This window comes from Microvirga sp. M2 (assembly GCF_047497095.1).
Lineage (GTDB): Bacteria > Pseudomonadota > Alphaproteobacteria > Rhizobiales > Beijerinckiaceae > Microvirga.
In genome coordinates, this window is the sequence record NZ_CP134063.1 from 2,492,328 (window position 1) to 2,517,846 (window position 25,519).

At 65.4% G+C, this 25,519-nt stretch carries 20 protein-coding genes and 2 pseudogenes; 4 read left to right on the forward strand and 18 right to left on the reverse strand.

The window, feature by feature from the left end; all coding sequences use genetic code 11:
• Positions 1 to 36 precede the first annotated feature (36 nt).
• Positions 37 to 318 (forward strand): PepSY domain-containing protein, encoded by a 282-nt coding sequence (locus RE429_RS11840; RefSeq protein ID WP_414470972.1) that lies wholly within the window; start codon positions 37 to 39, stop codon positions 316 to 318.
• Positions 319 to 371: 53 nt separating this feature from the next.
• Here RE429_RS11840 and RE429_RS11845 read toward each other — a convergent pair whose 3' ends face one another.
• The 4 genes from RE429_RS11845 to RE429_RS11860 all read right to left on the reverse strand — a co-directional run bounded on the left by RE429_RS11845 (position 372) and on the right by RE429_RS11860 (position 7,558).
• Complete coding sequence (locus RE429_RS11845) at positions 372 to 3,182, reverse strand: cation-translocating P-type ATPase (protein ID WP_414470973.1); 2,811 nt, start codon at positions 3,180 to 3,182, stop codon at positions 372 to 374.
• Between the two features lie 80 nt (positions 3,183 to 3,262).
• Positions 3,263 to 4,450, reverse strand: a complete 1,188-nt coding sequence (locus RE429_RS11850) for an efflux RND transporter periplasmic adaptor subunit (protein ID WP_414470974.1) — start codon at positions 4,448 to 4,450, stop codon at positions 3,263 to 3,265.
• Position 4,451: 1 nt separating this feature from the next.
• Positions 4,452 to 6,800 (reverse strand): ABC transporter permease, encoded by a 2,349-nt coding sequence (locus RE429_RS11855; protein WP_414470975.1) that lies wholly within the window; start codon positions 6,798 to 6,800, stop codon positions 4,452 to 4,454.
• Positions 6,797 to 7,558 carry an ABC transporter ATP-binding protein gene (locus RE429_RS11860; RefSeq protein WP_414474179.1) on the reverse strand — a complete coding sequence of 254 codons (762 nt, stop codon included), beginning with the start codon at positions 7,556 to 7,558 and terminating at the stop codon, positions 6,797 to 6,799. Before RE429_RS11860 ends, RE429_RS11855 begins: the two co-directional genes overlap by 4 nt.
• 342 nt (positions 7,559 to 7,900) lie before the next feature.
• Here RE429_RS11860 and RE429_RS11865 point away from each other — a divergent pair, with 342 nt between their 5' ends.
• The 3 genes from RE429_RS11865 (at position 7,901) to RE429_RS11875 (ending at position 10,526) form a co-directional block, all read left to right on the forward strand.
• The gene (locus tag RE429_RS11865; protein ID WP_414470976.1) at positions 7,901 to 8,743 is read left to right on the forward strand and encodes a universal stress protein; all 843 of its coding nucleotides are present in this window, start codon (positions 7,901 to 7,903) and stop codon (positions 8,741 to 8,743) included.
• Between the two features lie 89 nt (positions 8,744 to 8,832).
• Positions 8,833 to 9,906 carry an NAD(P)-dependent alcohol dehydrogenase gene (locus RE429_RS11870; RefSeq protein ID WP_414470977.1) on the forward strand — a complete coding sequence of 358 codons (1,074 nt, stop codon included), beginning with the start codon at positions 8,833 to 8,835 and terminating at the stop codon, positions 9,904 to 9,906.
• Positions 9,907 to 9,974: 68 nt separating this feature from the next.
• Positions 9,975 to 10,526, forward strand: coding sequence for a pyridoxamine 5'-phosphate oxidase family protein (locus tag RE429_RS11875; RefSeq protein ID WP_414470978.1), 552 nt, complete (start codon positions 9,975 to 9,977; stop codon positions 10,524 to 10,526).
• Positions 10,527 to 11,457: 931 nt separating this feature from the next.
• Here RE429_RS11875 and RE429_RS11880 read toward each other — a convergent pair.
• From RE429_RS11880 to RE429_RS11945, 14 genes and pseudogenes are all read right to left on the reverse strand, one after another.
• Positions 11,458 to 12,488, reverse strand: a pseudogene (locus RE429_RS11880) (IS110 family transposase).
• A gap of 193 nt (positions 12,489 to 12,681) precedes the next feature.
• Positions 12,682 to 13,098 carry a type II toxin-antitoxin system RelE/ParE family toxin gene (locus RE429_RS11885; RefSeq protein ID WP_414470979.1) on the reverse strand — a complete coding sequence of 139 codons (417 nt, stop codon included), beginning with the start codon at positions 13,096 to 13,098 and terminating at the stop codon, positions 12,682 to 12,684.
• A complete protein-coding gene (locus RE429_RS11890; protein WP_414470980.1) occupies positions 13,095 to 13,355 on the reverse strand; it encodes a type II toxin-antitoxin system ParD family antitoxin in 261 nt (86 codons plus the stop codon). Before RE429_RS11890 ends, RE429_RS11885 begins: the two co-directional genes overlap by 4 nt.
• A 505-nt stretch (positions 13,356 to 13,860) precedes the next feature.
• A pseudogene (locus RE429_RS11895) lies at positions 13,861 to 14,505 on the reverse strand (ISNCY family transposase); the annotation flags it as partial.
• Between the two features lie 129 nt (positions 14,506 to 14,634).
• Entirely contained in the window at positions 14,635 to 15,675 is a 1,041-nt protein-coding gene (locus tag RE429_RS11900; protein WP_414470981.1) for an IS30 family transposase, read from the reverse strand.
• A gap of 150 nt (positions 15,676 to 15,825) precedes the next feature.
• Positions 15,826 to 16,947, reverse strand: coding sequence for an ABC-type transport auxiliary lipoprotein family protein (locus tag RE429_RS11905; RefSeq protein ID WP_414470982.1), 1,122 nt, complete (start codon positions 16,945 to 16,947; stop codon positions 15,826 to 15,828).
• A 166-nt stretch (positions 16,948 to 17,113) separates the two neighbouring features.
• A complete protein-coding gene (locus RE429_RS11910) occupies positions 17,114 to 17,635 on the reverse strand; it encodes a hypothetical protein (protein WP_414470983.1) in 522 nt (173 codons plus the stop codon).
• Between the two features lie 199 nt (positions 17,636 to 17,834).
• Positions 17,835 to 18,635 (reverse strand): MBL fold metallo-hydrolase, encoded by an 801-nt coding sequence (locus RE429_RS11915; protein WP_414470984.1) that lies wholly within the window; start codon positions 18,633 to 18,635, stop codon positions 17,835 to 17,837.
• Positions 18,632 to 19,435, reverse strand: a complete 804-nt coding sequence (locus RE429_RS11920; protein WP_414470985.1) for a TatD family hydrolase — start codon at positions 19,433 to 19,435, stop codon at positions 18,632 to 18,634. The genes RE429_RS11915 and RE429_RS11920 overlap by 4 nt, the downstream gene beginning before the upstream one ends.
• A 66-nt stretch (positions 19,436 to 19,501) precedes the next feature.
• Entirely contained in the window at positions 19,502 to 20,833 is a 1,332-nt protein-coding gene (locus RE429_RS11925; RefSeq protein ID WP_414470986.1) for a family 1 glycosylhydrolase, read from the reverse strand.
• A gap of 47 nt (positions 20,834 to 20,880) precedes the next feature.
• Positions 20,881 to 22,431, reverse strand: coding sequence for a methionine--tRNA ligase (gene metG, locus RE429_RS11930; RefSeq protein ID WP_414470987.1), 1,551 nt, complete (start codon positions 22,429 to 22,431; stop codon positions 20,881 to 20,883).
• A gap of 49 nt (positions 22,432 to 22,480) precedes the next feature.
• Positions 22,481 to 23,545: a DNA polymerase III subunit delta' gene (locus RE429_RS11935; protein ID WP_414470988.1), complete on the reverse strand. Its 1,065-nt coding sequence runs from the start codon at positions 23,543 to 23,545 to the stop codon at positions 22,481 to 22,483.
• Positions 23,535 to 24,209 (reverse strand): dTMP kinase, encoded by a 675-nt coding sequence (tmk, locus tag RE429_RS11940; RefSeq protein ID WP_414470989.1) that lies wholly within the window; start codon positions 24,207 to 24,209, stop codon positions 23,535 to 23,537. The genes RE429_RS11935 and tmk overlap by 11 nt, the downstream gene beginning before the upstream one ends.
• Complete coding sequence (locus RE429_RS11945; RefSeq protein ID WP_414470990.1) at positions 24,209 to 25,357, reverse strand: D-alanyl-D-alanine carboxypeptidase family protein; 1,149 nt, start codon at positions 25,355 to 25,357, stop codon at positions 24,209 to 24,211. The genes tmk and RE429_RS11945 overlap by 1 nt, the downstream gene beginning before the upstream one ends.
• Positions 25,358 to 25,519 lie beyond the last annotated feature (162 nt).

The window sequence follows — 25,519 nt, forward strand, 5'->3', positions numbered from 1 at the left end:
CAGGCATGAAGCTTCGACCGAGGTGGGAGACAGACGATGCGCACGATCATTGCAGCCGCCATACTGACGTTCGGTCTTGCGGCCCCGTCACTCGCTGAAGAGAGGCAGGTGGCCTGCTCGGCGACCGACGCACAAGCAGTCGCGCCGGCGAGCACAGTCCGAAGCAGCCTCGAGGATCTCGGCTACAACGTGGGTCGGATCGAGACTGAGCATGGCTGCTACGAGGTGAGGGCCGAGAACGGCAGCGGATACCCGATCAGGGCCCTTTACCACGCGGGCACGGGCGAACTGGTGCAGGCCGGCCTCGCGCGGGACTGATCCGTTTGCACTTGCTCGCGAGACGGTTCGCAGAAACGGTTCCGCTGGACCGATCAGATCTGGCGAAGCCTGCGTGTCACGAGCTTGCTCAATTCCCGCAGCCACAACACCGAACTGGCGACCATGGTGCAAAACAGCCAATCGTGTACGCTCAGGCTCACCGTCGAGAAGGCATGCTGGAGGACCGGGATATAGATCACGGCTGCCTGCAGCAGAAGCGACAGGCCGACCGCCAGCCAGAGCCAGCGGTTCCCGAACAATCCTCGTAGGGCGCTCTGCTCGTCCGAGCGGGCATTGAAGACGTTGAAGATCTGGAACAGCACCAAGGTCGTGAACGCCATCGTCTGCCCATAGCGCAGGCTGCCAGTGCCTTCGATCAGCCCTCCGGGCAGCGATGCGTCGAGAACGGCGAGCGTGCCCAGAGCCATGACAATCCCGACCAGGGCAATGCCGCCCCACATGTGGGCCGTGATCACGCCCTCGCCGGCAGGGCGTGGCGGCGCCTCCATAAGATCCGCGTCGGCGGGATCGACGCCGAGAGCGAGGGCTGGTGCGCCGTCGGTGACCAGGTTGATCCAGAGGATCTGGGTCGCCACCAGCGGCAGCGCGATGCCCCCAGCCGCATCGGCGGACAATCCGATCATGTCGGCTAGCACCACGCCGAAGAACATCGTCATCACCTCACCGATGTTCGACGACAGCAGGTAGCGCAGGAACTTCCGGATATTAGCGAAGATCGCCCGCCCTTCCTCCACGGCGGCCACGATGGTGGCAAAGTTGTCGTCGGCCAGCACCATGTCGGCGGCTTCCTTGGACACATCTGTGCCGGTCAGGCCCATGGCGATGCCGATATCGGCCGTTTTGAGGGCAGGGGCGTCGTTGACGCCGTCGCCCGTCATCGCGACCGTCGCGCTACCCCTCTGCAGGGCTTGGACGATCCGCAGCTTGTGTTCGGGGTTGACGCGTGCGTAGACCGAGACCTCGCGGACCGTGCGATCGAGGATCTCCTCCGGCATCCTTTCAAGCTCGGCGCCCGTGACCGCGCGCCTGTCGGCCGTGATCCCAAGCTCCTGCGCAATCACCGCGGCCGTCCTCGGGTGATCGCCCGTGATCATGATCGGGCGGATGCCCGCGTGCTTTGCCCGCGCCACAGCCTCCTTGGCCTCGTCACGCGGCGGATCGATCATGCCAATGAGGCCGAGGAAGACTAGATCCTTCTCGATACCCTCATCGAAGTCTTCGTGCCTGAAGCCGTTCCTCGGCAGCGGACGGAAGGCAACGCCAATGGTGCGCAGGGCTCCGCCCGCCAAGTCCTCGTTGCGGCGGTGAATCTCCTGCCGTCGCTCCGGCGTGAGCGCCAACGCCTCTTCGCCCACCTGCTCGCGCGTGCATCGGGTGAGCAGAACATCCGGTGCTCCCTTGCTGAAGGCAAGCAGGTGCTGCTCCTGCTCCGCGTCGGCGTGGAGCGTGCTCATCAGCTTGCGTTCGGATGAGAAGGGGATCTCTGCCAGGCGAGCAAACCGCGCATCGAGGATCTCGGCCTCCAGTCCCGCTTTGCGGGCGGCGACAATCAGGGCCCCCTCGGTCGGATCACCCTGGATGGTCCATCGTCCGTCACATTCCTGCAGCACGGCGTTGTTCGCCCGGTCGGCGGCGGCCAGCACCCGCTCCAGTTCGATCCGAAGCGCTCCCTCAACGGGCTGCCCACCCTCGAGGTGAGGCAGGCCGTCAGGCGAATACCCGGTGCCGTCGAACGTTACGCTGCCGCTCGCGGTCACGACCCAGCGCACGGTCATCTCGTTCCTGGTGAGCGTGCCGGTCTTGTCAGACGCGATCACGTCCGCCGAGCCGAGCGTCTCGACCGCTGACAAATGGCGGACAATGGCGTTGCGCCGGGCCATACGCTGTACGCCGAGGGAGAGCGCGGCCGTCACCACGGCCGGCAGCCCCTCCGGCACGGCCGCCACCGCCAGGGCTACCCCGAGGATGAGCACATCGAAGACCGCCGAGAAGCCATGCACATCCTCGACGAGAAGGATGGTGGCGATCATCACGATGGCGATGGCCACCACCGTGAGGCCGAGGATCCGGCCGACGCGGTCGAGTTCCTTTTGCAGCGGCGTGGCCTCGTCGGGTGCGGCCTCCAACATCCCGGCGATCCGGCCCATCTCGGTTTGCGGGCCGGTCGCCGTCACGACGGCCTTCCCACGGCCGCGGGTGACGGAGGTCCCACTGAAGACCATGTTGATGCGGTCGCCCAAGGTGACCTCTTCCGCGATCTCCGCCGTGTCCTTGATGACGGGCAGGCTCTCGCCGGTCAGCGTCGCCTCCGCCGTCTGGAGGCTGGTCGCCTCGATCAGGCGGCCATCGGCCGGGATGGTATCGCCCTCTTCGAGCAGGATCACGTCGCCCGGCACAAGCTCCCGGGCCAGGATGCTCGTACGGGTGCCGTCCCGGATGACCGTGGCACGGCCTGCCGCCATCTGGCTGAGGGCGGCGAGAGCCCTCTCGGCCCGGGCCTGTTGAACATAGCCCATCAGGGCGTTGAGCAGGACAACCGCCAGGATCGCCAGAGCTTCATAGGGCAGGGCCGTCTCGCGCTCGTAGATCCATAAGCCGAAGGAGACGCCGGTTGCGACCAGAAGCAGGATGACCAGCACGTCTGAGAACTGGCGGAAAAACTTCCTCCACTCGGGCACCGGCTCCTCAGGGGCGAGCTCGTTGGCGCCGTACCGCTCCAGCCGCCGGGATGCCTCATGCCGGCTTAGACCGTTCTTCGCGTCGGCCTCAAGCTCAGACAGCACGGCCAAAACCGCCTGCTGATAGGGCAGGGCTTCGTTGCGGTCCTCGACGGCAAACTTCATGCACCCATCTCCCACAGTCCTGCAGCGGCTCGCATGCCCAGCCCGTCCTGCTGACAGCACACTCGTAGACTGTCCAAACTCTAGCGCTCCCGGACTGACGCTTCGTTCGAGAGCGCGGTCGGCGGATACAGCACGACCCGCTCGTCCGGCCGCAGCCCGCTCGAGACGGCGGCCATCCGACTCGAACGGTGAGCAACCGAGACTTGCCGCTCCCGCGCCACACCGTCACCAACGACGAACGCGGCCCAGCCATCGCCCCGCCGGAAGAGAGCGCTGGTGGGAACGAGGGTGGCCTTGGGAATTTCTTGGACAATGATCCCGGCCTCGACCCGGTAGCCATCGCCCAAGGTCGCCCACTCTTCCGGTGGCGAGGTGAGGTCGATCACCACCCAAACCCGCTGTTCCTCCACCCCCAGCGCCGACACCTTGGTGAACGCGGAGGGCTCGACCACGCGAACGCGTCCCTGGAGGTCGCGAGGCCCACCCCAGCGTGTGATCTCGACCGGGGCACCCGGCCGGATGGCGACCGCGTCGGTGGTGAGCACGTCGACGATCACTTCGAGGTCGTTGGGATCCCCGATCTCGACCACCGGAGTTCCGGCTGAGACAACCCCTTCGCTCTCCTGCGTCACACGCAGGACGCGCCCGCTCACCGGCGCGGTGATCTCCCAGCCATCGCCAGGCTCGGGCTGGTCGTAGCGGCGCAGCATGGCCCGGGCCTGATCGAGCTCGTGTTCGGCCGCGTGCTTGCGTAATTCGGCGGCCTGCAGGTCGCGTTCGGCGAAGCGAAGGCTGAGCTCTTCCCGCTCCAGCTGCTGAACCGCGGCCACCCCCTTTTGTTGCAAGGTCCGGACGCGCCGGACGTCGGCCTGCGCCTGCAGGAGCTGGGCCTGGGCCCGTTCCCGGCGAGCGTCCGCCTCGTGGATGGTGGCCTCGGCAGCGCCCACCCGCTCTTCGAGTTCGCGCCGGGTGCGGGGATCCAGAAGCTGCGGCAGGGAGGGCAGGAGGTTCGCCACACGACTGTTCGCCTCCACGGGATCGCCGGCCTTCACTTCCAGGCGCAACAGGCGTCCGGCGAGCGGTGCCGAGACGACATAGCGGTCCCGGACCCGGGTCCGGCCGTCCTCCTCCACAGTGGCACGGAAGGGGCCCTCAGTCACAGTGCCGATTTCGACCAGGACGGGTTTGGGCCGGAAGGCCCAGTACAAGGCTCCGCCCAGCACCGCCGCCACAGCCACCGCCACCAGGATCCGCGTGAGCCACCGCATGTCAGTCTCGCGTCTTGAGGACGGCGACGAGGTCGAGCCGGTCGATTCGGCGGCGCACCAGCAGGGCACAGCCCACCCCGGCAGCCACGACGGCAAGGGCGGCGGTCGCGAACGTCGCCGTGCTGATCACCGGCGGGATCCGAAAGGTCTCGGTGTCACGCAGCCCGAGCAGGAGCCCGACGATGCCCTGTGCCATGGCAAGCCCGAGCGGGATGGCGACCAGCATCTCGATCCCGAGTTCGGCCAGCAGGATGCGGGACACCTCGGCCCGGCTGAAGCCCAGGATCCGCAGGCTGGCGAGTTCCCAGGCACGCTCCTGCAACGCGATCCTGGCGCTGTTGTAGACCACGCCGACCGCGATGATGAGGCCGAAGACCGTGAGCACGACGGCGGAGATCACGATCATCCCGGCGATCTTCTCGTCGAACACGCGCAGCCAGACGGCCTTCACGGACGTGGAAACGACGCGTGGATACCCGGACAAGTGTCGCGACACCTCGGGGGCAAGGGCCGGGTCGATCCGCAGCGCCGCATGGGAGACAAGGTCCCCTTCGCGCATGAAGCGGTTGAGGCTGCCGATCTCCATGTAGGCGCTGTAGCCGAGCATCTCGTCGACGAGGGCCACCACCGGGAGCCGGCGGACCGGCCTCTCGCCTTCGAGAACCTCGATCGTCAGGGCCGAGCCGATCCCGACGCCCAGCCTGTCGGCCAACCCGGTGCTGATCATCACGCCGTCGCTGGGTAAGGGAAGGGCGGCCAGGCTGCTGTCGCGTGGCACCCGCAGTTCCGATCCCTCGGCCAAGCCGGTCAGTCCGATCCGGTAGGTGCGGTGCCTGGCCCGCAGACGGACCGGGACGATCCGCTGTCCCTCGACGGCAAGGATCCCCGGAATGTGCCCGATCTCGCGGACCGCCCGGCCGGACACCGGGTCCGTGAACGTCACGAAAGCGTCGCCCCGCTCGATGCCGTCGAACTGCACCGCGACCATGTGGTCGAGGGCATCCCACCAGAACAGGCCGAGCACGATCATCGGCACCGCGAAGGCCTGCCCGACAATGGTCAGAAGGGAGCGAAGCGGGCGTCCGACGATGCCCCGCAGGATCATCTTGGCGCCGGGCCGCAGCCGTCCCCCCGCCAGGGCTCGGCTGAAGGCGGCGGGCGCCGGCGGGCGCATCGCCTCGGCCGGCGTGAGGCTCAGAACCCGGCGCACGGAGGCAAGGACGCCGGTCACCGCCGCCCCGAAGCTCACCGCGAGCGCCACCACGGGCAGCCATGGCGGGAACGTGTAGACCAGCTCCGGGAAGCGGAAGAACGGGCGGTAGTTGTTGAGCATGCCGTGACCGTACCAGATTCCGACGGCGACACCGGCGAGGGACCCGAGGGCACAGATCGCGGCGACGAACTTCACGTAGTGCAGGCCGATGGGAAGCCTCGGGAAGCCCAGTGCCTTGAGGGCCGCGATCTGCTCGCGCTGCGCCTCCACGAGCCGGCCGAGCACCACGTTGAGCAGGAAGGCCGCGATGCCGAAGAACACCACCGGGACCGTGATCGCGAGCGTCCGCTGCTCTGCGAGCTCGTCGGACAGGAAACGGTGGGACGGCTGATCGCGGCGCTCATAGGCTCCGGGTGCGCCATAGGGATCGAGCCGGTCGTCCAGTGCCGCCATGACGGCGGCGGCAGACGCGCCGGGTGCGAGCGACACGGCCAGGTTGTTGAAGGCGCCCTCCATGTCGAAGGCCGCGGCGACGGCATCCTCGCCCGCCCAGAGCACCACGAAGGTCCGGTCGTCCGGCAGCGGGTTGCCGGGACGTGAGGCATAGATGAACTCGGGCGAATGGACGATGCCCGCCACACGGAACGTCTGGAGGCGTCCGTTGAGGATGACCTCGATAGGATCGCCAGGAGCGACGGCCCATGTCTCCGCGAAGCCGACATTGACGAGGACCTCGTCCCGCCGGAGCTGGTCGATCCAGCGTCCCTTGACCAGGTGAAGCTGATTGAGCTGGGGTTGCCCATCCGCCGGGATCGAGATGACGCGGCCCGCCACCGAGAGGTCGGATTGCGGCCAGTCCACGCGAACGTCCTTGACGACGCGAGCCTCGACGAGCGCGGCTCCCGGGATCTCGGACAGGGTGGCGAGCAGGCTCTTCGGTGCCCGCTTCACGTCAGCCCAGACATCTGCGAACCGGCTCTCCCGGTAGTAGGTCTCTTCGGTGGTCAGAAGCGATACAAAGGTGCTGACCGAGCCCACCAGCACGGTCACGCCAGTCGCCACGAGGAGGGCGATGGTGAAGACCTGGCCTCGCAGGCTCCGGAGGTCGCGCAGCACCTTGCGGTCGAGAACGCTCACCAGGTCAGCTCCTCGGGCGGGAGGCGACGCGGGTTGACGTCGATGCCGACGATGCGCCCGCCGCTGAGGCGCAGGACGCGATGGGCCATGCCGGCAATGGCGGTGTTGTGGGTGATGACGATGGTGGTGGCGCCGACCTCCTCATTGGCCCGGGCGATGGCGGCGAGCACCAGCTTTCCCGTCTCGACGTCGAGCGCCCCGGTGGGTTCGTCGCAGAGCAGGGCGTCGGGGCGCTTGACGATGGCGCGGGCGACGGCAACCCGCTGCTGCTCGCCGCCGGAGAGCTGGGAGGGGAAGTGATCGAGCCGGTGGCTCAGGCCAACCAACGCGAGAGCCTCCTCGGGTCTCATCGGGTTGTCGGCGATCTCGGCGACGAGTTGCACGTTTTCGCGCACGGTGAGGCTGGGGATCAGGTTGTAGAACTGGAACACGAAGCCGACGTGCTCGCGGCGGTACTCGGTCAGCTGCGCCTCGGAGGCGCCGGTGAGCTCGTGATCGCGCCAGGTGGCCTTGCCCGAGGTAGGCGCATCGAGCCCGCCGAGGATGTTGAGAAGCGTCGACTTCCCCGAGCCGGAGGGGCCGAGCAGGACCACGAACTCGCCCTGGTCGATGTCGAGATCCACATCGCGCAGGGCATAGACGATGGCCTCGCCCGAGCCGTAGGTCTTGCACAGGCCACGGGCGACGAAAACCGGAGCCGGCGCGCGTGACAGTGCCGCTTCGCTGATCGACGGGTCCTCGGTGATGGAGACGGGCATCGGGTCCACCCGGGCACCTCCTCACTCGTTCTTCTCATGCCCCCAAGACGTGCCAGACCCCTTGAGCAGGCGCAAGCGGCGTCGAGGGGTCTCAGGTCCAGGCCCTCCGTCGATCGAGGTGATGGATCCGGTCCATCCGGAGGCTATGATGCCACCGTATCCGTTCCGTCGCTGCAACAGCTGCACAGGGTAATCCAGCCGATCGTCGTGATCCTGCCCGCCTTGGGGAGCGGCGAACACTCATATCGCGTTGAAGGGTTGCGGGAGATCAAGGCGTCTGTCGCAAATCCGTCCACCATTGCTGCAATGGTCTGTTTCTTGGGCCTGGGCGGGAGGGACGACATGATCGAGAATATCAAGAGCATTCTGATCGGCCTGACGAAGGAGTTCGGCCCAGACGAGACCTCGTCCGCCCTGGGCTACGGCCTTTCGCTCGCGCAGCAGGCGGGCGCTCACGCCACGGTGCAGGCCGTCTCCGTCAAGCTGGACCTGTCGAGTGCCGGGATCAGCAAGGTCGTGGCCGGCCTCGTGCACGAGGAGAACCGGCGCCTTCATGCTCTTGCCCAAGCGACCGCCCGCAGCGCGCAGGCCGATGCCGCGGCAGCGGGGATAGCCTGCTCCGTCGAGAGCCCGCATCTCAGCTATCCGGAACTGCTGGCGGGGTTCAGGACACAGGCGCGCCTGCATGACCTCACCGTCATCGACGCCGAGGCCGAAACCCTCGCGCCCGACCGGGGCCTGATCGACGCCCTGCTGATGGACAGCGGGCGACCGCTCCTGGTCGTCCCGCCAGGGCAGGATGCGTTCCGCGCCCGCCGCATCATTCTTGCCTGGGATGGCAGCGGACGGGCGGCCCGGGCCGCCGCCGATGCTCTGCCGTTCCTGCGGGCGGCGGAAACCGTGGAGGTGGTCGCCGTGATGGGGGAGAAGGAGCTCCCCGCCACTGTCACCGGGGCCGACATCGCGCCGCATCTGACCCGCCACGGTGTCAACGTGATTGTCCAGGCCTTGCCAGCCCTGGAGGGCGACGTGGCCGAGACGTTGCGCAACCATGCCTCCCTGACCCGTGCCGACATGATCGTGATGGGAGGCTATGTCCACTCCCGGCTGCGCGAGCTGGTGTTCGGCGGCGTGACCCAATCTCTGCTGAGACAAAGCCCAGTGCCGTTGTTCATGGCCTATTGAGGCCAAGAGGCTCTCAAGCCACGTCGGGAGATCGGAGTGGAAGTCAAGCATTTTCATGGCGCACAGACACAGGACGCAGGAGGACGACCATGCCCAGGATGAAAGTCGCCATTTTCGTCGAGCCCGGACGGATCGTTCTCGACGAGAAGCCGATCCCGGATATCGGGCCGCTCGACGCTCTCATCCGGATCACCACCACCACGATCTGCGGCACGGACGTGCACATTCTCAAGGGTGAGTATCCGGTGGCCCGCGGCCTCACCATCGGCCACGAACCCGTCGGCGTGATCGAGAAGCTCGGCTCAGCGGTGCAGGGGTACCGGGAAGGCCAGCGCGTCATTGCCGGTGCGATCACCCCGAGCGGGCACAGCGAGGCCTGCCTGTGCGGCTGCCATTCGCAGGATGGGGCGGGCACGAAGCACGGCTGGAAGCCGATGGGGGGCTGGAAGTTCGGCAACACCATCGACGGATGCCAGGCCGAGTACGTGCGGGTTCCCGATGCCATGGCGAACCTTGCCCCGGTGCCGGATGAGCTGACCGACGAACAGGTGCTCATGTGCCCGGACATCCTGTCGACCGGCTTTTCCGGAGCGGAGAGCGGGCGCATTCGCATCGGCGATACGGTGGCCGTCTTCGCCCAGGGTCCGATCGGGCTCTGCGCCACCGCAGGCGCCCGGCTGATGGGCGCGACGACGATCATTGCCGTCGAAAGCGTGCCCGCGCGCATGGAGGTGTCGCGCCGCATGGGCGCCGACCACGTGGTCGACTTCACGAAGGCCGATCCTGTCGAGGAAATCAGGCGTCTCACCGATGGGCGAGGGGTCGATGTCTCGATCGAGGCGCTCGGGCGCCAGGAGACCTTCGAGGCCGCTCTGCGCGTGCTCCGTCCCGGCGGGACGCTGTCGTCTCTCGGCGTCTATTCGAGCGACCTCAAGATTCCGCTCGACGGCTTCCTGGCCGGGCTCGGCGACCATACGATCCGGACGACTCTCTGCCCGGGCGGCAAGGAGCGCATGCGGCGTCTCATCGGAGCGGTCGCATCGGGGCGGGTCGACACCCGTCCGCTCGTGACGCACCGGTTCACACTCGACCGGATCGAGGAGGCGTACGACCTGTTCAGTCATCAGCGCGACGGGGTTCTGAAAGTGGCGATCAAGCCTTAGCGCACGGCCGGCTCGATCTCAGCCAAGCGCTTTTGGGGCTCGTGCGTCCGATAAATCGGAGGCGACAGATGGACGAGGACATCAGACAGACGATCCTGACGCTGTTGGACCGGCATCGGATCATGACGGTTGCTACCCTGAGACCGGATGGCTGGCCGCAGGCAACGACCGTCGGCTATGCCAGCGAGGGCCTCACCCTCTACTTCCTGTGCGGCCTGGACAGCCAGAAAGCCAGAAATCTGGCGCGGGATGACCGGGTGTCCCTGACGATTGACCATGACACGTCGGACATCATGGCAATCGCCGGCCTGTCCATGGCGGGGCATGCGCAGGCGGTAACCGACCCGGCCGAGGCGGGCAGGGTGATGCAGTTGCTGATCGGGAAGTACCCGGAGCAGACCTCCCTGCCAGGACCGATGCCAAGTCCAGAAGAGGTGCGCATCTTCCGCGTGACGCCGACCGTCATCTCGGTGCTCGACTACTCCAAGGGCTTTGGACACACCGAACTCGTCAGCGTTGCCGACGCTTCGAAGGAAGCTCTGGATGTCGTCGAGGAGGCCGATGAGGAGTCCTTCCCGGCGAGCGATCCGCCGGCGTGGACCCGGACGACCACCCGATAACGATGACACGGGTCCGGCCGGGACCGTAAGGCCGTGGCGCCGATTGGCTCCGGAAGAGGAAGTCCCTCAACGGGGCCCGTACCAGACTTGCCGTGGTAAGCGCGTCCCCGCCGCAGCGAAGGCCGCCGCGTCGCGGGAGATACACCAAACGGCTCGCCCCGGGCGGCCTAAGGCTGAAACGCGATCACGTCGCGAGCGTGAATGATGCGGTAAGCGAACCGGTCGCCGATCATGGCGGCAACGGGTATCATCTTTCAACGGGCATCCCCACCATAGACGCAGACTTGGTCAATTCCGGGCGGAAGAGACACATCCGACAGCGCATGGAAGCCTTTGCGAATTTCGATTGATAACGGTCTGGGCGATGCCCGAAACACCGGAAAATAAGAAATCGGATTCGATTGGTTTTTGAGCGATTTCGTCGAACGTGATTTGGGTTCGCAGCACCTTCCCTTCAAACTGATCCATCTTGTTCATTGGTCGAACGATTGGACCTAAGCCTCAGACAAGAATGGAGGTTTTGGCCGATGTTCGGGCATCAGCACGGCCGTCCCCGGATCCATGATCCTCACCGGGGGAGACAGGCGAGAACGGAGGGATAGAGGGTGTCTGGAAATTTAAGTGGCTGCATTCGAGCCTGCTTCACGCTGGGCCCAACGATGGGAGTGCCAAAGTAGTGCTTCTGTAATGGGCCGTTTGGTGTCAATCCCCTGAGTGATAGTCCTGTCGCCGAAGTCTTGCTTCTGTTCGGGGTCGGCGCGAGGCCGCCCCACCATGCCATCAGAGAGGATGCGGTCAGCCCATCTAGGACGCGTGTTCCACCCGATGGGTGCTCACGGCACTACTTACGGCTTGACCGCCTCCATCGTCCCGGCGACGGGACCTCAGGGGAACAGGACGAGAGCCGCCCTGTTCCGAATGCTTGCTCCTCCTATGCGGCAACACCCTGCCGGCTCCAGCGGAAGGTGGTGCCGTCGATCCAGATGCGATGCAGAATGACCGCAAGTTTCCGGGCCAGCGCCACCTTGGCCCGCCGCATGCCGCGCCGCTTGGCCACCTCGAGCGCCCAGCGCTTGAGCGCCGAGAAGCGCACGGCCCGCGTCAGCAGGATGTGGGCGCCCTCATACAGCGCCGTGCGCACCATCGGGTCACCCACCCGGCTCACCGCTCCCGTGATATCCGTCTCGCCTGACTGATACTTCTTAGGGGTCAGGCCAAAGTGCGCTCCCACCGCCCGCGAGCGCGAGAAGCGCTCGGGATCGTCCACCGCGGAGGTGAAGGTGACTGCAATCAGCGCTCCGACGCCTGGCACGCTCATCAACCGCCGGCAGACCTCGTTCTCCCGGGCGATCGCCAGCATGGCGCGATGCGACCGGGCAAACTCCGTCTGCAGAGCCTCTCGGGCCCGTAACATGGCCTCGGCGATCTTCTCCAGCATCTCATGACCTGCCGTGAGGGTGCGCACCCGCGTGGCGAACTGGCCCTTGCTGATCGCGCCGATCTTCAGGCCGAAGCCGCGCAACAACCCACGCAGGCTGAGTCGATATCGCGCATCTTGGCCTGCAGCTGCTTGCGGGCCATGAGCAGGGCCCGGACCTCCTGCGCCGGCGGCGACTTGCAGTGGACGGGCCGGAACCAGCCCATGCGCAGCAGCTGGGCGATGCCGCGGGCATCGCGCCGGTCGGTCTTGACGATCATGGCCGAGAGCGCCGCCTTCACATGCCGGGTCTCCAGCAGCACGACCTCGAACCCGGCGTGCAGAAGGCCGGCATGCAGCCACTGCGAGAGCGGCCCGGCCTCCAGGCCGACGCGGGTGAGTGGCAGGTCCAGGCTGGCGAGGAAGGTAGCGAGCGCCTCAGGCTCACTGGCGACCTTCGCCTCGCGGATGATCTGCCCGGAGGCATCGAGGATGCAGACGCTGCTGAGTTCCAAAGACACGTCAATTCCAGCATAGTAGTCCATGGCTGTCCCTCATGATGCTTGGGGCCGATCACTCGGACCCCGGTTCAACACACATCACTCTGAGGGACAGCCACCCGTTCCGCTACCTCGTGAGCGGCAGGCCCATTACGGCATCTAGGAGGCCGGTAAGGGACGATCAGCCGACTGAGCCGGACACCATGCGGCATCCGAGACCTTGCGTCCCGAACTGCCGTCACTTGGGCTTGAAGGCGTCTCCCTGTTGCTCATCTTCCGGCTCGGTCGACTGAGGCGGCGGACCCATGGGGCTGCGGGCGATATGCAGCCTCGGCTCCATGCATTCATGCAGAAGACGCAGAATGATGACCCGTGCCGCACCGCCCGAACTGCGCTCCACGGCATAATAGAGCATGTGGGCCGCCGCTCCGCGCCGCCCGGCCGCATGCTCGAGGTGGAACGCCCGCAGGCCGGGCAGGATGGTTCCCCGGTCCCACGAACTGCCGCGCTCGGGATCAGCCGCGACCATCTTCACCCCTTGCGTGATCAGGCGGCGGTAAACCTCTCGCTGGGGTGCTCCGAACTGTTCCCTGGTTTCGCGAAGGACCTTCGCAAAGTCGGCTTTCGCCGTCTCAGTGATGCGATAGGCGGTCACGGATCATTCCTGTCGATCTCGTCCAGGATGTCCTCGATGGGGCGTTCGTCCACTCGACCGTGCTTCCAGTCCTCGATCCCGACCGCAACCGCGCGTCGGAGGATTTCCATTTTCTCCTGCTCAGCCGCCTTCTCGCGATGGAGCAAGCGGAGAGCGTCCCGGACAACTTCGCTCTGTGAGGAGTAGCCTCCGGTCTCAACCTCCCGCTCCACGAAGGTTGCGAGGTTGGCCGGAAGACTGATGTTCATGGTGGGCATGTGGATTCTCCATGCATATGCCTACCTTTAGCATTTATGGCAAAATTTGCCAACAACGTACTATTCTTGCCAAGACGTGGGCCTCCAGGTGCGATCCGCTCCCAAGGATCCTCCGACCGACGCACCGTGACCGTCGGCCACCGGGCACTTTCCGAGGTCTCCGTGTCCGGACTTTCGGACACCGATCGGTCCGATGTGCGGATTTCCGAATGCGACCCGCCGTTGCGTGACCGTGCTTTCCCCAGGTAGTCCATCGTGGGTGAGGGCTGGCACGGCCCTTGCTACGTCTCCTTCCGCTACAAGACATTCGGGAGGACACCCGTGAAGCGATGCGATCTGCTTGTCGATGTCGGGCGCCGTCGGTTTTCATCAGGTGCCGGCATGGTCACGGCGGCCGCGGGCAGGGGGAGGATAGCGGAACCCCAGCCGGAGGGCCAACATCGTCATGGTGCCGCCCGTGCGGAGGCGCGTGATTGCGGCGCCCTCAAGAGCGTGTGTCCCTTCACGCGCTTCGAAAGATCGCGTGTTTGGCGGAATAGAAGGCGAGGGGCCGCCCGTGGCTGATCAGATAGCTCTTCAACGTCTCGAAATACGCCAAAGCGCTTTCGGATGGGACAAACCGCAGCGCCACCAACCGGCTGGTGGCGTCATCGATGAAGACGATCAGCGTGCATCGCGGGCCACGATCCTCGAACCAGCGGTGCTCGCTGCCGTCGATCTGCACCAACTCGCCAAAATGATCGCGGCGCAAACGCGGCTGATGCAGCTGACGCCGCTGCTTGCGCGACAACCAGAGGCCTTCCTCGCGCATCCATGTGCGCAGCGTCTCCCGCGAGACCCTCAGGTCGTGGCGCTCCAGAAGCATCTGGCATGCGAAGGTCGGTCCAAAGTCGCGGTAATTCTCTGTGACGTAGGCGATGGGCAACTGCCGGACATGCGGCCCCAGCCGTCGATTGGACGGCCGTCCGCGGGCCCGGTGCCGCAGACCGGCCGCACCATGCTCGGCAAACTGGCGGGCGAGCCGATGCGCCTGGCGCCGGGTGACGCCCATGAGACCGGCCGCCGCGGTCATCGTTAGGCGGCCTGCAAAAACCGATGCCAGCACCTCAGCGCGGCGAAGTTCTCGTTCGCTCATCTCCACCCAGCCCATGCCATACTCCCATGCACGTCCGTTCAGGGGAGTGTGACATTCCTAGTTTGCCACGGTGGGACATTTTAACTTTGCGCTGTGGAATCAAGCCGAAGTGCGACGGTTGAAGTGTCATGGGGCCACTGTCGGTCAGGGGCTGCCGGGGCGGGGCTGGTCAGGGTTGCACGGCCTCGGCAGCCCCGAATCCAATGAGGTCATCAGAACCTCTTTGGGCATGCGATAGCCCAAGCATTTGCGCGGGGTCGAATTGAGCCGATCGCAGATCTCAAGCAGAGCCTCCTCAGGCAAAGCGGCAATGTCCGTATCCCGTGACAGAAAGCGTCGAACCCGGCCATTGGTGTTCTCGACCGTGCCTTTCTGCCAGGGGGCCTGCGGCTTGCAGAAGTAGCTGTCCATCCCGAGCTTGCTCTTGAGCAGCGGGTAGCGGGCGAATTCAGTACCACGATCGAAGGTCACTGATTGCCGGGCCAAGGCGGGCAGGGCCTTCAGCTTGCCAATCACCCCTGCCACCACTCCCGTTGCATTCCGGTCCGGATTGCGGGTCAGGATCGTGTAGCGGCTCTGACGCTCGACCAGTGAGGTCAAGTTGGCCTTGCCGAAGTCCTGTCGGAACGCGATCAGGTCGCCCTCCCAATGCCCAAAGCTCGTGCGTGCGCCAATTTCAGGCGGACGCAGCTCGATGGTGTTCTCAAGCGGAATGGTGAGGCCTCGCGGCTTGCGGGCGTATCGGGTTCGGCGGCGGTGGCGGGCCATGGGCAGATGCCGGAACAGCCCAAGAGCCTTGCCATGCGGGCTGTAGACGAACGCATAGATCGTCTCGTGCGTGACGCTGCCCGGGCCTTCAGGCTCGATCTGCAACCGCCCGGCAATCTGCTCTGGAGACCAAGCGGCCTGCAGCCGCTCGACCACATAGGCGGCCAAAGCCGGCTGGCGGGCAAGCTTGCCCAGGCGAGCGCGCCGGCCGTGCGCCATCGCGTGGGCGGCGACATGAAAGTAGCCGCGGTACAGCGGCTCCTCATCCTGAAACCAATTCCGCCTGATCTCACGATAGAGCGTTGAAGGATGGCGGTTCAGACGTTGGGCAATGACCCGCATTGGGATCTTGGCGGAGCGCAGTCGAAACAGTTCGCGGCGCTCATCCAGGCTCAGGTGAGTGTAGGGTGGATTCATCCAAGGTCCTCGTGCGAAGCATTACTCTGTAACGCCTTTCGCACTTCAGATTAGAATCCACCCGCCTACATCTGGGATTCGCATAAGATATATTATGGAACTTGACGATGTTGGCGGTACCGGACCGCGTCACCCTGCCATCGGAACGGCCTACCCGAGGATGTTCGTCACCCAGAGCACCAGTTCGGACGCGGCCTTCCCGAAGGCGTCGTTCAGGCCCGCTGCCGCGGTCGCGGCATCGGTCCCCTTGACCGGAACGCTGGCATGCACGATGCGTGCCCCGACGATCCGTCCGTCCGCGGACAGGATCTTGGCCGAGAACTCCACATCGGCGCTCGGCTCCGGGAGCAGCTCCAGCTGGAAGCTGCGAATGTCGATCAGCAGCTGGTAGTCGGCGGTCAATCCTTCCGTTGGGAACGATACCGATTGCGGATAATTCGCGTTCTCGAAGCTCTGAACGACCTTCGCCTGCAGGAGCTTCGGCAGGCTGTCGCCCCACTGCGCGTCCAGCGCAACGCTTTCGTCGGTCTGGGGCCGCGTGAGGATTTTCTGGGTCTCGAACAGGGCGAGCGCGGTCGGCTCCGGAACGACGATTTGTCCGTGCGGAGCCTTGTCCGGTGGCGAGATGGCAACCGGGGCCGTCAGGTCATAGAGCACGGCCGGTGTCTTCGGCTGGCCTCCGCCGCCCAGGCGCTCCAGAGCCTCCAGGATCCCGTCGATGCGGTCCGAGTTGCGCGCGAGCACCTCCGAGAACGTCTGGAGATTGGCAAGCGTGCCATGCAGCGGCTCCGCATTGTCGGCGATGAGAGTGTCGATGCGATGCAGGGCTTCCCGCGCCGCCTGGCTCAGATCCTGGCTCGCGGCCGGATCCGCCTTGAGCATGGGCGCACCGTCCGTGGCGGTGGGACGCGGCGCCGTGGCAGTACCACCCTGCAAGGCGATGGACGGCGGGCTCATGAGCCCCTGGGACGCGAGGCCGACCTGAGTATCGGCCCGGACGGGCGTTTTGGGGTCGATGGCGACCGTGGCGATCACCTGGTGCGGATCGTCCGGATTGAGCCGAAGCTCGGTGACCGCCCCGGCCGTAATTCCGTTGAACAGAACCTGTGATCCTGGCAGCACCCCCGTGACAGGGCTCTCGAAGACGATCCGATAGGTATCCCGCTCGCCGAACCCTCCTGAGGCACGAAGCCAGTACGCGAAAGCGAATCCCGCCGCGATGACGCAGAGCGTGAAGAGCCCGATGAGAGAATATCGCGCCGTCGTCTCCATGATCCCGCCTTCACGGCCCCCGGGAGGCTATCGAATGTCGCCTAGAGCATCGGACCCAAAAGTGGACCTGCATTTTTGGGACAGATCCGATGCTCCTTCCTTAAATGGGCCTTAAAAGGGCGCATCGTTTGAGCGAAAAACCGGGTCCACTTATTCGCACGATGCGCTAGCGCCCTCGGCTCATGGTGACCGAGACCTGCGACAGCTCGGTGCCCTGGGATCGGATGCTCACCGCCTGCCGCGCCCCTTGCGGAGCCATGGCGATGCCGGCCGTGAAGCCGGGCCCCTGGGCGACCGCATCGATCCGGCCGGCCGAGATCCGGCCGGAGATGCTCCCTTGCATGTTGCGCGTGGTTTCCATCCACAAGCCGGTGACGCGCCCCCCTTGGGCGTTGATGTCGGTCCTGAGTTCGAAGGTGTAGCTGTCGCTCCTGCACTGCAGATTCTGCCGCAGGTTGGTGCCGGCGGCCGCCACCGCGTACGTGGCCTGACAGCGAAGGCGCTCGATGGTCCCGTTCGACAATGCGACCGTGCCGGCCCCGGACCACGATCCGGCAAAGCCGGAAAATGGGCTCGAGGAGGCCGATTGGGCCTGCGCATCGACCGACGCTCCGCACAGCAGGAGCGCCAATGCGCCGAGAGGCAGATGGCGCGTGGGGACAAGAGCGTTCAGCAGGCCTGTGGGCATGGTCGCCCCCTATGGCATTCGACCGGAATGCAAGCGTAGCGCCGATCGGGCGACTTGGCGAGGTGGCACGTGCGCGCGCGGTCGGCCCCTGCTGACGGCCCTGCCCCGCCACGCTCAGGCGCAGCAGGTGAGGCCGTTCACCTAAGCCGTGGCACCGTATCGCGCCGAATGACGCCCGGCGCAGCCTCGTTTCCGCGCATTATGGCACTTCGATCTGCAAACCGTCATAGGCCGGCTCGATGGCGGCCGGGAGTTCCCGGCGCAGCGCCTCGTAATCGAGATCGGTGTGCAGGTTCGTCAGGATCGCACGCTTGGGCCGGACTTTCCCGATCAGGTCCAGCGCCTCGGAGACCGAGAAATGCGTCGGGTGCGGCGTATGGCGCAGGGCGTCGATGATCAGGACCTCGAGGCCCTCCAGATAGCCCAGGCTCTCTTCCGGCATCCGGCTCACGTCCGGCGCATAGGCCACGCTGCCGAACCTGAATCCGAGGGCATCGATGTCGCCGTGGAGCATCCGGAACGGAACCGCTTCCACCGGACCGCTCGGCCCCGGGAGACTGGTCATGACGCCCGGGATCAACGGGCGCATTTCCAGGATCGGCGGATAGCTGCTGCCGGCCGGCGTCTTGAAGCAATAACCGAACCGCATCTGCAGCAGCTCGGCGGTCATGCGGTCGGCATAGACCGGGATCCGCTTGTGCATGACGATCGCCAAGGGCCGCAGATCGTCGATGCCGTGAATGTGATCGGCGTGCTCATGGGTATAGAGAACGGCGTCGAGACGCTTCACGTCGGCCTCGAGGAGCTGATCCCGGAGGTCCGGCGTGGTGTCGACGAGGACGCTGGTCGAGGCGTGGCCCGGTACCGTCCGCTCCACGAGGATCGAGCAGCGCCTGCGGCGATTCTTCGGATTTTCCGGGTCGCACGCGCCCCAGCCGACGCCCACGCGCGGCACACCGGCCGAGGAACCGCATCCCAGGATGGTCAATTTCAAGGTCATTGCGCCTGCTCGGAGATCGTGTCGGCCAAGGCAGCCTTGGAAAACAAGCGGTAGAAATTGTCCGTCGTGATCCTGGCGATCTCGTCCGCGGACACGCCGACAATGTCCGCCAGAACCTGCGCCGTATGCGCCACATAGGCGGGCTCATTGGTCTTGCCCCGGAACGGCACGGGAGCGAGATAGGGCGCATCCGTCTCGACGAGCAGTCTCTCTCGCGGAACGGCAGCTGCGATCCGGCGGATCTCTTCCGAGTTCTTGAAGGTCAGAATGCCGGAAAACGACACGTACAATCCGAGCTCGACGCCGACCTCAGCCAGCTTCGCGCCCGACGAGAAGCAATGCAGGACCGCGCCGAACCGCCCTCGCCTCATCTCGTCCGAAAGGATCTTGATCATGTCCTCGTCGGCGTTGCGCGCATGGATCACCAGCGGCAGACCGGTCGCGCGCGCGGCCTCGATATGCGTGCGAAACACCTTCCTCTGCACGTCGCGGGGACTCGTGTCGTAGTGGTAGTCGAGGCCCGCTTCCCCGATGGCGATGCAGCGCGGATGAGCGGAAAGCTCCACCAGGCGGTCTGCGGGTACGTCGGGCTCCTCGGCGGCATTGTGCGGATGGGTGCCGACCGTGAAGAAAATGCTGCCATGCGCCTCGGCCAGCGCCCGGTAGGTCTCGTAGCGCGCCACATGCGTGGAGATCGTCACGAGCCGGCCCACGCCGGTGGCCCGGGCCGCTTCCAGAACCGCGGGGAGGCGGGCCTGAAGGTCGGGAAAATCCAGATGGCAATGACTGTCGACCAGCATCGGTGAAGACGCCCTCCTCCGGGCCGTTAACCATGCGGGTTGCATAGATCGGATCGGCGGGTTCGTCTAGCGACGAACCTCCTGGGTCGTGGCGGCCGGCTCGTCGTCCTCGCGGGCTTCCTTGCTCCGCATCCTGCGGAGCTTCTCCTGATGCCTGCGGACGATGAGTTCCTCCATCTCGTGGGGCCATGTCACGGGAACCGTCAGGCAGACGCTCTGGGCCGGCAGGACGTCGCACCAATCCTTGATCAGTTGCTTGTAGCGTCGCCCGACAGGTCTGATGTTGCGGTCCAGATCGTAGAGGCCCACGGGCGTGACCCGGTTGTTTTCCACGCGCAGAGCCACGTCCCAGTCCACCTGATCGGTCAGGGAATACCAGGTGAAACCGACGATCGGCACGCCGTTGTTGCGGACCCTGAGAACGTTGGCCCATTGCTTCCAGAGCCAGTCGACGGCCTCTTCGCCGGTCGGCCCTTCCATCAGGTTCGTTTCGGTGTGCATCACGGGCAGGCGATAGCGGTCGTAGTACTGGCGCGTGATCTCGTCGTAGCCGAACACGTCTCCGGCGGCTTTCGAGGATCCGTCCGCCCTCACCCGGTGTTCGTTGGTGAGGTAGTAATCGTTGCCCATGATGCAGTGATGGCGCAGGGACGACCGATTGAGGAAGAAGTGGTATTCGTTGCGCGTCATCCCGTTGTCCATGAGGAACTCGTACATCTCCGAGTCGACGCGGCGGCCGTAATTCAGGTCGAGAGAGAGGAAACGCCGGGCATTCATGATCTCGGCCGGCTTGATCGCAGCCGGGTTCTCCGCGTGGAAGTACTCCGAGGATTCGCTCTGGATGAAGAGAACGTCCGGGCGCACCTTGAGGATGCGCTCCATGGCGAGCACGTTCGCCTTCACGATGTGCTTGAGCGCCGTGACGAAGGCCCGGTCGCTCCGCATCTGCTCGTTCCACCACCCGTAGGCCGCCGAGAAGGTGGCGCAGACGAACATCTCGTTGATGGGGGTGTAGAGCTGCACCCAGTAAAAGCGTTGCGCGAAGGCCTCGGCGTAACTGGCGAACAGCATTGGAAAATCCGGATTCTGGAAATTTTCGATCCAGTCCGGAACGCCGAAATGGCACAAATCGACGATGGGAATGATGTTGCGGCGTTCAAGCTCGCCGAAGGTCATGTCGGCAAAGGACCAGTCGTAACGCCCGGGTCCCAGAAAGGTCCTGTGCAGGGGCGGCCCGTAACGCAGGACCTGGATGTCGAGATCGGCCAGGAGCTCGAAATCGGTGAGCCAGTTTTCGTAATGGCCGCACTTCTCCATCTCGTCGATGCGGGTGCGGCCATTATTGATGGTCGGGATGCTGTTCTCGATCCCGGTCGCAAACATGAAGGTGGTGTACATGTCCCACTTCCGCTGAAGGCCCGGCAGGGCCTGTCAAAGCGGAAGCGTCAGGATGCTTCCGCCTCGACATAACGCGGGAAAATCGGAGCCGGTTGCGGGAGCGGCGTTCCCGCTGCCAGGCGGTGCTCGGGTCCTACCGCCGAAAGAACCCGGTTCTCGGGGGCGACCGACAAGAGGTCGAGAAGCTTGACCGCGGCGGTCGGCACGAAGGGCTGGGCCAGGATCCCGACGGCCCTCAGAACCTCCGCCGTGACGTACAGGACGGTGCCCATGCGTTCCGGATCGCTCTTGCGCAGGACCCAAGGCTCCTGGGACGCGAAGTACCGGTTCGCCTCGGCGACCACGGCCCAGATTTCGGCAAGGGCGGTGTGGACGGCGAAATCCTTCATGGCCGCCCTCGCCTTCTCCGGCAGCGCGTCCGCGAGCCAGAGGATGTCCTGGTCGGCCTGCGTGAGTTCGCCGCGCCGGGGAACGGCGCCTTCGCAGTTCTTGGCGATCATCGAGAGCGACCGCTGGGCCAGGTTTCCGAGGTCGTTCGCCAGATCCGCGTTGATGCGGTTGACGATCGCCTCGTGCGAGTAGTTGCCGTCCTGTCCGAAAGGCACTTCGCGCATGAAGAAATAGCGGATCTGGTCGACGCCATAGGTCTCGGCGAGATCGAACGGATCGACCACGTTGCCGACCGACTTCGACATCTTCTCGCCCTTGTTGAGCAGGAAGCCGTGGCCGAACACGCGCTTGGGCAGCGGCAGTTCCGCCGACATGAGGAAGGCCGGCCAGTAGACCGTGTGGAAGCGCACGATGTCCTTGCCGATGATGTGAACGTCCGCGGGCCAGTAATGCCAGCGCGGATCGCTCTCATCCGGGAAGCCGCAGCCGGTCAGGTAATTGTTGAGCGCGTCGATCCAGACATACATCACGTGCTTCGGATCGCCGGGCACCGGCAGGCCCCAGTTGAAGGTGGTGCGGCTGATCGAGAGATCCTGGAGGCCCGAGCGGACGAAGCTCGTGATCTCGTTGCGGCGGGTTTCCGGGCTGATGAAGTCCGGTTGGGCCGCATAATGGGCGAGCAGGCGGTCCTGATAGGCGGAGAGGCGGAAGAAATAGCTTTCCTCCTCGATCCATTCGACGGGGGTTCCCGTGGGCGCGCGCCAGCTGCCGTCCGGCTGTTTCGTCAGTTCGCTCTCGTCGTAATAGGCCTCGTCGCGCACCGAGTACCAGCCGGAATACTTGGAGAGATAGATGTCGCCCTTCTCCTGCATCCGCCGCCACAATTCCTGGGTGGAGGGCAGGTGATCAGAATCCGTGGTGCGGATGAAGCGGTCGTAGGAGCAGTCGAGGCGATCGGCCATCGCGCGGAATTTCGTCGCCATCTCGTCGACGAAGACCTTCGGCGTCGTTCCGTTCCGGTCGGCCGTCTGCTGAATCTTGAGGCCGTGCTCGTCCGTGCCGGTCATGAAGAACACGTCGTAACCGTCGATGCGCTTGAACCGGGCGATCGCGTCCGCCGCGACGACCTCGTAGGCATGGCCGATATGGGGGGCGCCGTTCGGATAGGAGATAGCCGTGGTGATATAGTACTTTTGCTTGTCGGCCATGGCGGAACCTTGAAAATCCTGAAATCTCGTCGACGAACCCGACGCGCGCTCAGGTTGCCCGCCGAACCGCGTGAGCAAGATCGTCGAACAGCGTCAGGATGAAGGGCCGGCGGTCGAGGTTGAACACGTCGATCTCGCGAGCCGTCCGGGTCATCTTCTCACACACCTCCACCAAAGGCGCAAGGCGTGCGGGACCGATGCCGGCCTGTTCGCGCAGCTTGCCGGAAATCCACCGCTCGATGGTTTCGAGGGCAAGCTCATAGCTGTCGTCGGCGTCCCGCTTCGCGAGCGCTTCGGCGAGCGCGTGGATCTGCCTCGCGTCGACCCGCGGCAGGCCGTCGAGATGCCTTGTCACCTGCTCGATGAACGCAACCTTGTCCGCATCGAGCAGTTCCAGGGTCCGTCGCACGGATCCTTCGCCGAAAGGCAACGCCTGTTCGATCAGCCCGCCCGGCATGTCGGCCCAGGGCTCCCCGAGGGACCGGATGGCGGCCTTGATCTGGTCGGCGTCGAGCGGGCGCAGAAGCAGGCGCCGGCACCGTGACCGGATGGTCGGAAGGACCCGCTGGGGGGCATGGCTGACGATCAGGAACAGGGAGCGCGGCGGTGGTTCCTCGATGACCTTGAGGAGCGCGTTGGCGCTGGAAATCGTCAGATCCTCGGCGCTGTCGACGATGCAGACCCGGTAGCCTCCGTCGGCGGCCGTGGAGCCGAACATGTTCAGAGCCTTGCGGACGGCATCCACGGGAATGGTCGTCGACGCGGCTTTCTTGTCGGTGGCGGGGGCCCGCCGGAGGACGGACAGGTTCGGATGCGAGAGCGCGGAGACCTGCCGCGCCACGCCCGAATCCGGCGGCATGTCCAGGCTGTCGAGCGCCGGATCCTGGCCTCGGCGCGGGTCGAGGGCGGTTCTGGCCAGGCGATAGGCGAGGGTCGCCTTGCCGATGCCCTGCGGCCCGCCGATCAGCCAGGCATGGTGGAGCCTGCCGCTGCGAAGTCCCTCGATGAAGGCCCCCTCGCCTTCCCGGTGGCCGAAAAAGGCGAACTGGTCCCGCGGGTGTGGAGCCCCGTCGAACTGGTCGGGCTCAACGGCCCCTTGCACGTCACGCGACATCGAGGGGCCTCTCGGCATGTTCGGTCAGTGCCGGGAGCCGTTCCCGCAGGGTCGCCCAGATCGCGGCCTCGACCTCGTCCGCCGATTGGTCGGCATCGATGACGGCGCAGCGCTGCGGGGCGGCCCTGGCAATGGCCAGGAAGGCCTGGCGCAGAGCCCGGTGAAACGCGAGATCCTCGTCCTCGAAGCGATCCACCCCCTCGCCTTTTCGCGCCCGGCGCTCTCCGGCGCGGGCCAGGCCGGTCTCCGCCGGCATGTCGAGGATGAAGGTCAGGTCGGGCCTGGTCCCGGCCAGGGTCACGCGCTCGAGGTCGTCGATCAGGGACGGCGGGATCGCGCCGGAGGAGCCCTGGTAGGCCCGGGTAGAATCCGCGAAGCGGTCGCACAGGACGTGGGTGCCGTTCCGCAGCGCCGGGACGATCACCCGGTCCAGGTGGTCGATCCGGGCGGCCGCGAACATGAGGGCTTCGGCGAAGGGTCCCAAAGGCTTGGCGCGGCCGGCCAGAATGAAGGTCCGGATGGACTCGGCCAGGGGCGACCCGCCGGGCTCGCGGGTGACGAGCGTCGGGTGCCCGAGGGCCTCCAGGCGCTCGTTCAGCCTTGCGATCTGGGTCGACTTGCCTGCGCCCTCCCCGCCTTCGAACGTAATGAACCGACCCGCCATCAAATTCTTTCGATGACGCTCGAAAAAGCGCGCCGCACCCAGCCCGTGCCGAATTCCAGCAGGCCGTCCAGAGCGCGTTGGCTCAGGGTGCCCTCCTGAATGTCTTCATTGGCGTAAAGCGGCAATTCGAGCGCCTGCATCTCACCCCGGTTGACCTGAAGCCGGGCCACTTCGTCCCCCTTCCGGATGGGAGCCTTCAGAGGACCGGTATAGAGGATGCGAGCCGTCACCCGCTCGCTGTCTCCTCGCGGCAGAAGTACACGAATAGGCTTCATGGAGACAAGCGGCAGGGAACGCTTGGAGCCCCCGAACACCTGGGCCTCGCCCACGACCTGTCCTTCCGTGAAGAGTTCCCGGGATTCGAAGGCCCTGAAGCCCCAGTCCAGGAGCTTTCGGGATTCGTTGGCCCGGTCCCGGGCCGTCTTCAGGCCGTTGACCACCACGATCAGGCGCTGGCCGTTCTGGACCGCGGATCCGATCAGGCCGAAGCCGGATTCGTCGATATTGCCGGTCTTCAGGCCGTCGGCCCCGATATCCATGGCCAGCAACGGGTTGCGATTGAGCTGGCGGATCTTGTTCCAGGTGAACTCCCGCTCTCCGAAGAGCTTGTAGAGATCCGGATAGGTCTCGATGATGTGGATGGCGAGCTTCGCGAGGTCGCGCACGGTCACCTTCTGCTCCGGATGGCCGTATCCGGTCGCGTTCCGGAAGGTCGAATGCGTCAGGCCGATGATGCGTGCGCGCTCGTTCATCATCCTGGCGAAGTTTTCCTCCGTGCCGGCGATTCCCTCCGCGAGGGCGATCGCGGCGTCGTTCCCGGACTGGACGACGAGCCCTCGCAGCAGATCCTCGAGGCGGATCGTGCTGTGGACCTGGGCGAACATCGAGGAGCCGCCCGAGCCCGCCCCACCCTTGCGCCACGCATTCTCGGAAATCGTGAAGGTGCTGTCGAAGGAAAGGCGGCCGCTCTTGATCTCGTTGAACACGACTTCCGCCGTCATGGTCTTCGCCATGCTGGCCGGGGCCGTCAGCTCATCGGCGTTCTTCTCGTAAAGGACGCCGTGACTGTCGGCATCCATCAGAATGGCCGTCGGAGCGTTGGACTGGAATGTCTGCGCCCGTGCTCCGTCTGGAGCAAGCCCGGCCAATGCCAGAGCACCGAGGGCAAGAAACGCGGTCGCGAGGGAGCGGGCAGACATTATTTGACGCATCGTAAGGGATCCAGACTCTTCCGGTAGGAGAGCCTGAATCTGTAGCGCGTCAATGGCAAATCAACGTTGCGTCAGGATAAGCTGTGCGCGGTCGCACAG

What these genes read in the sequence shown, in the direction of transcription:
- RE429_RS11840 (WP_414470972.1), top strand. Translation starts at nt 37, where the DNA reads ATGCGCACGATCATTGCAGCCGCCATACTGACGTTCGGTCTTGCGGCC.
- RE429_RS11845 (WP_414470973.1), bottom strand. Translation starts at nt 3,182, where the DNA reads ATGAAGTTTGCCGTCGAGGACCGCAACGAAGCCCTGCCCTATCAGCAG.
- RE429_RS11850 (WP_414470974.1), bottom strand. Translation starts at nt 4,450, where the DNA reads ATGCGGTGGCTCACGCGGATCCTGGTGGCGGTGGCTGTGGCGGCGGTG.
- RE429_RS11860 (WP_414474179.1), bottom strand. Translation starts at nt 7,558, where the DNA reads ATGCCCGTCTCCATCACCGAGGACCCGTCGATCAGCGAAGCGGCACTG.
- RE429_RS11865 (WP_414470976.1), top strand. Translation starts at nt 7,901, where the DNA reads ATGATCGAGAATATCAAGAGCATTCTGATCGGCCTGACGAAGGAGTTC.
- RE429_RS11870 (WP_414470977.1), top strand. Translation starts at nt 8,833, where the DNA reads ATGCCCAGGATGAAAGTCGCCATTTTCGTCGAGCCCGGACGGATCGTT.
- RE429_RS11875 (WP_414470978.1), top strand. Translation starts at nt 9,975, where the DNA reads ATGGACGAGGACATCAGACAGACGATCCTGACGCTGTTGGACCGGCAT.
- RE429_RS11890 (WP_414470980.1), bottom strand. Translation starts at nt 13,355, where the DNA reads ATGCCCACCATGAACATCAGTCTTCCGGCCAACCTCGCAACCTTCGTG.
- RE429_RS11900 (WP_414470981.1), bottom strand. Translation starts at nt 15,675, where the DNA reads ATGAATCCACCCTACACTCACCTGAGCCTGGATGAGCGCCGCGAACTG.
- RE429_RS11905 (WP_414470982.1), bottom strand. Translation starts at nt 16,947, where the DNA reads ATGGAGACGACGGCGCGATATTCTCTCATCGGGCTCTTCACGCTCTGC.
- RE429_RS11910 (WP_414470983.1), bottom strand. Translation starts at nt 17,635, where the DNA reads ATGCCCACAGGCCTGCTGAACGCTCTTGTCCCCACGCGCCATCTGCCT.
- RE429_RS11915 (WP_414470984.1), bottom strand. Translation starts at nt 18,635, where the DNA reads ATGACCTTGAAATTGACCATCCTGGGATGCGGTTCCTCGGCCGGTGTG.
- RE429_RS11920 (WP_414470985.1), bottom strand. Translation starts at nt 19,435, where the DNA reads ATGCTGGTCGACAGTCATTGCCATCTGGATTTTCCCGACCTTCAGGCC.
- RE429_RS11925 (WP_414470986.1), bottom strand. Translation starts at nt 20,833, where the DNA reads ATGTACACCACCTTCATGTTTGCGACCGGGATCGAGAACAGCATCCCG.
- metG (WP_414470987.1), bottom strand. Translation starts at nt 22,431, where the DNA reads ATGGCCGACAAGCAAAAGTACTATATCACCACGGCTATCTCCTATCCG.
- RE429_RS11935 (WP_414470988.1), bottom strand. Translation starts at nt 23,545, where the DNA reads ATGTCGCGTGACGTGCAAGGGGCCGTTGAGCCCGACCAGTTCGACGGG.
- tmk (WP_414470989.1), bottom strand. Translation starts at nt 24,209, where the DNA reads ATGGCGGGTCGGTTCATTACGTTCGAAGGCGGGGAGGGCGCAGGCAAG.